Raw genomic sequence first — 6,709 nt, forward strand, 5'->3', positions numbered from 1 at the left:
GAAGCCGCCGCCACCGCCGCGCGGACCGCTGCCGCGGTCATCGAAACCGCCGCCGCTGTTGCCGCCGCCGAAGCCGCCGCCACCGCCGAAGCGATCACCACCGCCACCGAAGCGGTCACCACCGCCGAAGCGATCCTGGCCGGCAAAGAAGGGATCGAACTCGTCCTCTCCAAACCGATCCCGCTTGTCGCGTCCCCTTCCGCGACGACCTCTATCAAAACCCATGTTTACGAACGTACCTTCGATGCGCCCTAGTAAGCTTTCACCCGAACACGTGGACGAACCGTGCCAAGCGTCAGACAGAGCAAAGGGCAAAGCCGCATACACTCTCCTGCGAACATGATTCATACACGAGTCTTGAGGCGATGGCGAACGGAATTACGCGCCATTTTGGTTCCGCACCCCGAATGAATGCCGTTTGAACGCGATTTTGGGTTGCCAGTGCGGCAAAGTCACGCTTGATGAACCCGGAGAATCACGTCGTGACGCTCGCCCGCCAGCCGACCGGAGAAGCTTTTTCATGTTCCGCAAGATCACCGATTCCATGTACGCCAGCCCGCAGATCGCGACTTCGGCAGTGCAGGAAGCCAAGGCCCTGGGCGTGGCCCTGATCATCAACAACCGCCCCGAAGGTGAAGGCGACGACCAGACGCCCGGCAGCGAGATCGAGGCCGCCGCGCGCGCCGAAGGGATCGACTATGTCGCCATCCCGGTCAGCCACGCCGGCTTCAGTCAGGGCCAGGTCGACGCCATGGCCAAGGCGCTCGACACGGCCGGCGGCCCGGTGCTCGCCTATTGCCGCTCGGGCACCCGTTCGACCCTGCTATGGTCGCTCGCCAAGGCCAAGGCCGGTGAAAATCCCGGCGTGATCGCCGCCATGGCCGCCGCTGCGGGATACGACATCTCCCCCATCCGCCAGCTCGTCGACATGCTCGCCGCCGACGCGAAGGCCTGATTTCCGGCCCCGATACCACCCGCGCAGCCCGGCCGCCTTCGCCGCCGGGCCGCATGGGCAAACTCCGCCACCGCCCCTGGATTTTGCCTTGATGCATTTTCTCAGCCGTCAGGCGTGCCCGTCTGACTGGGAAATGCCCTAAAGTGCGAGATCGCCCTGCTCGCCCGTGCGCACCCGGTGCGCTTCAGCCAGATCGAACACGAAGACCTTGCCGTCACCGATTTCGCCCGTGCTCGCCGCATCCTTGAGGATAGCGATCACGGTATCAGCAAAGGCATCCGAAACGGCGATCTCCAGCTTGATCTTGGGCAGCATGTTCGCGGTGTATTCGGCCCCGCGATAGACTTCGGTCTCCCCCTTCTGACGCCCGATGCCGCTGACCTCGGATACGGTCAGCCCGGAAATGCCGGCGCGGCTCAGCGCGGCCTTCACTTCCGTGAACTTGAGCGGCTTGATGACAGCGGTCACGAATTTCATGGCTGCGATTCCCGTCCCTGTTTCAACCTGGCCCCGAAAGGCAAGGTTACCCCCTGCGCACGCGCCGTCAATCCGCATCCCGACCCACGCGCCCGCCTTTCCGTCACACCGCCACAGGCATGAAAAAAGGGCCGGAGCACAAAGCGCCGGCCCGAAAGGTTGTGTTCGCAGGAGGAACATCGTGTGGCTGCGGCGACGGCGAAACCTTCGCGCCGCCGCAGCCGAATGGAGTGAAACTCAGTTGTAGGCGCGCTCGCCGTGCTCGCCGATGTCGAGACCTTCGTGCTCGACTTCCTCGGTAACACGCAGGCCCGTGACCAGCTTGGCGACGTAGATCGCGATCGCGGTGCCAACGGCGGCCCAGCAGACCGAGATCAGGACGGCGACGATCTGCGTGATCACCTGCGGGCCCATGGCGAAGTCCGCACCACCCGGACCGCCCAGGCTCGGAGCGTAGACGATGCCGGTGCCGATGGCGCCGATCATGCCCCCCACGCCGTGGATGCCGAAAGCGTCGAGCGAGTCGTCGTAGCCGAGCTTGGGCTTGACCTTCGAGACCATGAAGAAGCAGATGATCGAAGCCACCGCGCCCAGCACGATCGCGCCGAACGGACCCGAGTTACCAGCCGCCGGCGTAACCGCGACGAGACCCGCAACGACACCCGAGCAGAAGCCCAGCGCCGAACCCTTGTGGCCCGAGAACTTCTCGGCAAGCATCCAGAACAGGCCAGCCGAAGCGGTGGCAACGAAGGTGTTGATGAGCGCGAGGCCCGCCGAGCCATTGGCTTCGAGCGCCGAACCGGCGTTGAAGCCGAACCAGCCCACCCACAGCAGGCCGGTGCCGACCATGGTCAGCGTCAGCGAGTGCGGAGCCATCGGTTCGGTCGGGTAGCCCTTGCGCTTGCCCAGGATGAGGCAGGCGACGAGCGCCGAGACACCGGCGTTGATGTGAACCACGGTGCCGCCCGCGAAGTCCAGGGCTGCGGGGCTCCAGTTGAACAGCAGACCCTGGCCCGCCCAGACCATGTGCGCGATCGGGTAATAGACGATCGTCGACCACACGATGACGAAGAGCATCGCGGCCGAGAACTTCATACGCTCGACCGTGGCGCCGAAGACCAGCGCCGCAGTGATCGCCGCGAAGGTCATCTGGAACGAGATGAACACGTATTCGCTGATGACCACGCCGTTGGTGAAGGTCGCCGCCGTGCTGTCGGGCGTGGTCTTGGCGAGGAACAGGTTGCCCCAGCTGATGAAAGCGTTGCCTTCGGGACCGAACGCGGTCGAATAGCCATAGATCACCCAGAGCAGCATCGCGAGCGCGGCGGCCGCACCGATCTGGGTCATCGTCGAGAGCATGTTCTTCGAGCGGGTCAGGCCGCCGTAGAACAGCGCGAGGCCGGGCAGGATCATCATCATGACCAGAACGGTCGAGGTCATCATCCAGGCGTTGTTGCCGGGGATGGGAACAGGTGCGGCGGCGTCCTGCGCGAAGGCCGGCAGGGCGACGAACAGCGACGCAGCGAGTGCGCCGGCGCCACCGAGAAACTTGCGGTTCATGTCAGAGTGCCTCCTCAAAGCGCTGTATCGCCAGCCTCGCCGGTGCGGATGCGCACGGCGGAAGCGAGGTCGAGAACGAAGATCTTGCCGTCACCGATGGCTTCGGTGCTGGCGACCTGCTGGATGGTTTCGACGATCTTGGGCGCCAGCTCGTCGGGAGCAGCAACTTCGATCTTCACCTTCGGCAGCATGTTGGTGGAGTATTCCGCACCACGGTAGATTTCGGTCTGGCCCTTCTGACGGCCGAAGCCCTTGACTTCGGAAACGGTCATGCCCGCAACCCCGATCGCACCAAGCGCCTCTCGAACTTCGTCGAGTTTGAAGGGCTTGATGATGGCTATGATGAACTTCATGCCTGTCCCCTGTTTGCTTCCGGCCCCACGCCGGCAGCAAACAGATCAGCAAGAACTATGCCAGACTACTTAACTGGAGATTTACGCCGTTTCATTGCGCGCGGAAGCGATTTCGCCCCACGCATTCGCCCAATTCCTGAGCAGCTGCCTATTTTTTAGGCAATTCCAGATGCGCCATGACAGGCAAATGGTCAGAACCTATCGCCGACAAGGCACTGCGATGGACATTTGTTCCAATAATACGCCACGGCTTCGAAATAATAATACGATCGAGCGGCGCCATCGGCCGACGCGAAGGGAAACTGCGCCCCGGCGCCAGCACGCGCCAAGATGCATCGAATTCACGAAAGCACCCGCTTGAGGACCACTCGTTGAAGTCGCCCATCAGCACCGAGGGATAATCCGTCCCGCATCCCTCAAGCGTTTCGAGCACGCGACGGACCTGCTGGCGTCGCCGCAGCCCCGACAGGTCGAGGTGCATGCCCACCACCCGCACGCGCACGCCTCCGGCATCCAGATCGGCACGCACCGCTCCGCGCGGCTCGAGCGTGGGCAGCGCGACCGGCGCCGCCTCGACCAGCGCGATCCCCTTCTTCACCAGCAGCGCGTTGCCGTGCCAGCCCAGACTGTCGGGCTTCATGGAAAGCGGAACGGGAACGTAATCGGTCGCCGCGTGGATCGCATCGAGCGGCAGCACCGCCATGCGCCGCCCGTAACGCCGGTCCACTTCCTGCAGCGCGACGATGTCGGCGTCCATTTCGAGCAGGATGCGCAAGATCCGTTCGGGATCGCGCCGCCGGTCGAGCCCGACCGCCTTGTGGATGTTGTAACTGGCGAACCTGAGCTGCACGCGGCCCCTCCGCAGGCGTTGACGATCACAGCCACACTAGCGGCGTGAACCGGCGCGGGCCATGATCTAGCAAGCGCCGGAGCGGCCGCCTTGTTCCCCCTCAGCGCTCCTTGGTAGCGCTGAACGTCAGTTCGGGGTTGCGTTCCTGCTGGTAGCCCACGTCCCAGGCCGAGCGGGCCATGAACACCGGATCGCCATCGCGGTCGCGCGCCAGGTTCATCTTGTTGAACTCGGTAAACGCATCGATCGCCTTGTCATCCCCCTTGAGCCAGCGCGCGGTATCGAACGGCGAGGCTTCGAGCACGGCCTCGACCTTGTATTCGGCCTCGAGCCGCGAAATCAGCACTTCGAGCTGGAGCTGGCCGACCACGCCCACGATCCACTGCGCGCCGATCTCGGGATAGAACACCTGGATCACGCCCTCCTCGGAAAGATCGTCGAGCGCCTTCCTCAGCTGCTTGGTCTTGGTCGGGTCCTTGAGCGCGACGCGGCGCAGGATTTCCGGCGCGAAGTTGGGCAGGCCGGTGAAGCGGATCTTGTTGCGCTCGGACAGGGTATCGCCCACGCGCAGCGTGCCGTGGTTGGGGATGCCGATGATGTCGCCCGGCTCGGCGGTGTCGGCAATCTCGCGGTCCTGCGCGAAGAACATGATCGGCGAGTGGATCGCGAGCGGCTTGCCCAGGCCCGAAGGCGTCAGCTTCATGCCGCGCTTGAAGGTGCCCGAGGCAAGCCGCATGAAGGCGATGCGGTCGCGATGCATCGGGTCCATGTTGGCCTGCACCTTGAAGATGAAGCCCGAGACTTCCTTATCGGTGGGATCGACCGGACCATCATCGGTCGGCTGGGGGCGCGGCGGCGGAGCGTAAGTCGAAATCGCCTCGATCAGTTCGGCGACGCCGAAGTTCTTGAGCGCCGAGCCGAAGTAGACGGGCGTCAGGTCGCCCGCACGGTAGGCCTCGAGGTCGAACTCGGGGTAGCCCACCTGCGCCAGTTCCATTTCCTCGGCGACGGCTACGGGCAGGGTCACGTTTTCCTCGATCGTGCCGAGGAATTCCTTGCTGGGCCCCTCGGGGCGGCTGACCTTGCCACTCGCAAGGTCGTAGATGCCCTGGAACAGCCCGCCCATGCCCACCGGCCAGGACATCGGGCACACGTCGAGCGCGAGCATGTCGGCCACCTCGTCGAGCAGGTCGAAGCAGGCCCGGCCTTCACGGTCGACCTTGTTGATGAAGGTGATGATCGGCACCGAACGCAGGCGGCAGACCTCGAACAGCTTGCGCGTCTGCGGCTCGATACCCTTCGCCGCGTCAATCACCATGATCGCCGAATCGACCGCGGTGAGCGTGCGGTAGGTGTCTTCCGAAAAGTCCTCGTGGCCCGGCGTATCGAGCAGGTTGAACGTCACCGTATCGCCGTTCGCGTCGGTGCGCTCGAAGGTCATCACCGAGCTGGTGACCGAGATGCCGCGCTGCTGCTCGATCTTCATCCAGTCCGAGCGGGCACGGCGTGCCTGGCCGCGCGCCTTGACTTCGCCAGCCAGGTGGATCGCGCCGCCTTGCAGCAGCAGCTTCTCGGTCAGCGTGGTCTTACCGGCGTCAGGGTGCGAAATGATCGCGAAGGTACGGCGTGAATTGGTCATCGCAGCGCCTTTACGGGCGCAGAGGCGTTATCGCAATGGGAGTAAGAGGCAAGGCGGATGCAAGGAGCCCCTGCCCCTCGCATCGCGAAATCGCCCCCTGCGTGCCCCGCGCGAGCCTGCCGCGCCACGACGGTTCTCGACAGCAACGCGAGAGGCTGCGCAGTCTCAAAGGGCCATGCCCCTAGAAACAAAGTCTTTTAAGCGCCCCGCGCAACCTGGAAACCGGCGAAGGACTGGCTCACCGGCATCAGTTCAAGCGTGTTGATGTTGAGATGCGCGGGCAGGTCGGCAACCCAGGCGATGGTGTTCGCGATATCCGCGCCCGTCATCGGGTTCGCGCCCTGGTAGAGCGTGTCGGAGGCCTGCTGGTTGCCGCCGGTGCGCACCACGGTGAATTCGGTCTCCACCATGCCCGGCTCGATCGAGGTCACGCGCACGCCCGTCCCCGCCAGGTCGGAGCGCAGGCCGAGCGAGAACTGGCGCACGAAGGCCTTGGTCCCGCCATAGACGTTGCCCCCGGTATAAGGGTAGGTCGCGGCCACCGAGGCGAGGTTGACGATGATCCCCTTGCGTTCGATCAGCGTGGGCAGCAGCTTGTGGGTGAGCGAAACCAGCGCGGTGACGTTGGTGTCGATCATGGTCTTCCACTGATCGAGGTCGCTCGCCTGCGCGGGGCTCGTGCCGAGCGCCAGGCCGGCGTTGTTGACGAGGCAATCGAACCGGGAAACGTCCGCCGAAAGCGCGGCCAGCGCCGCATCGCGCGCCGGTTCGTCGCGCACGTCGAACACGCAAGGGTGGAACGCCGCATGGCCCAGTTCATCGGCCAGCGCCGCGAGCCGCTCGGCGCGGCGGCCCGTGCCGACCACCCGCCAGCC

Annotated in this window: 7 protein-coding genes and 1 pseudogene; 1 reads left to right on the top strand and 7 read right to left on the bottom strand. The window is 64.6% G+C overall.

Annotation, left to right across the window (positions count from 1 at the left end; genetic code table 11):
* Positions 1-225, bottom strand: a pseudogene (locus tag MTR62_RS19090) (cold-shock protein); the annotation flags it as partial.
* A gap of 295 nt (positions 226-520) precedes the next feature.
* On the opposite strand from MTR62_RS19090, the gene MTR62_RS19095 reads away from it, so the two are divergent.
* Positions 521-955: a TIGR01244 family sulfur transferase gene (locus MTR62_RS19095; RefSeq protein WP_244023931.1), complete on the top strand. Its 435-nt coding sequence runs from the start codon at positions 521-523 to the stop codon at positions 953-955.
* 138 nt (positions 956-1,093) lie between these two features.
* Here MTR62_RS19095 and MTR62_RS19100 read toward each other — a convergent pair whose 3' ends face one another.
* The 6 genes from MTR62_RS19100 to MTR62_RS19125 form a co-directional block, all read right to left on the bottom strand.
* Positions 1,094-1,432 carry a P-II family nitrogen regulator gene (locus tag MTR62_RS19100; protein ID WP_244023933.1) on the bottom strand — a complete coding sequence of 113 codons (339 nt, stop codon included), beginning with the start codon at positions 1,430-1,432 and terminating at the stop codon, positions 1,094-1,096.
* A 237-nt stretch (positions 1,433-1,669) separates the two neighbouring features.
* A complete protein-coding gene (locus MTR62_RS19105; RefSeq protein ID WP_244023935.1) occupies positions 1,670-2,992 on the bottom strand; it encodes an ammonium transporter in 1,323 nt (440 codons plus the stop codon).
* Between the two features lie 14 nt (positions 2,993-3,006).
* Positions 3,007-3,345 (bottom strand): P-II family nitrogen regulator, encoded by a 339-nt coding sequence (locus MTR62_RS19110; RefSeq protein WP_039389106.1) that lies wholly within the window; start codon positions 3,343-3,345, stop codon positions 3,007-3,009.
* A gap of 148 nt (positions 3,346-3,493) precedes the next feature.
* Positions 3,494-4,195: an endonuclease/exonuclease/phosphatase family protein gene (locus MTR62_RS19115; protein WP_244023937.1), complete on the bottom strand. Its 702-nt coding sequence runs from the start codon at positions 4,193-4,195 to the stop codon at positions 3,494-3,496.
* Between the two features lie 100 nt (positions 4,196-4,295).
* The gene (locus MTR62_RS19120) at positions 4,296-5,834 is read right to left on the bottom strand and encodes a peptide chain release factor 3 (protein ID WP_244023939.1); all 1,539 of its coding nucleotides are present in this window, start codon (positions 5,832-5,834) and stop codon (positions 4,296-4,298) included.
* A 197-nt stretch (positions 5,835-6,031) separates the two neighbouring features.
* A partial coding sequence (locus MTR62_RS19125) for an SDR family NAD(P)-dependent oxidoreductase (RefSeq protein WP_244023941.1) occupies positions 6,032-6,709 on the bottom strand: 678 nt, incomplete at its 5' end.

The organism is Novosphingobium organovorum (genome assembly GCF_022832435.1).
GTDB classification, from domain to species: Bacteria; Pseudomonadota; Alphaproteobacteria; order Sphingomonadales; family Sphingomonadaceae; genus Novosphingobium; species Novosphingobium organovorum.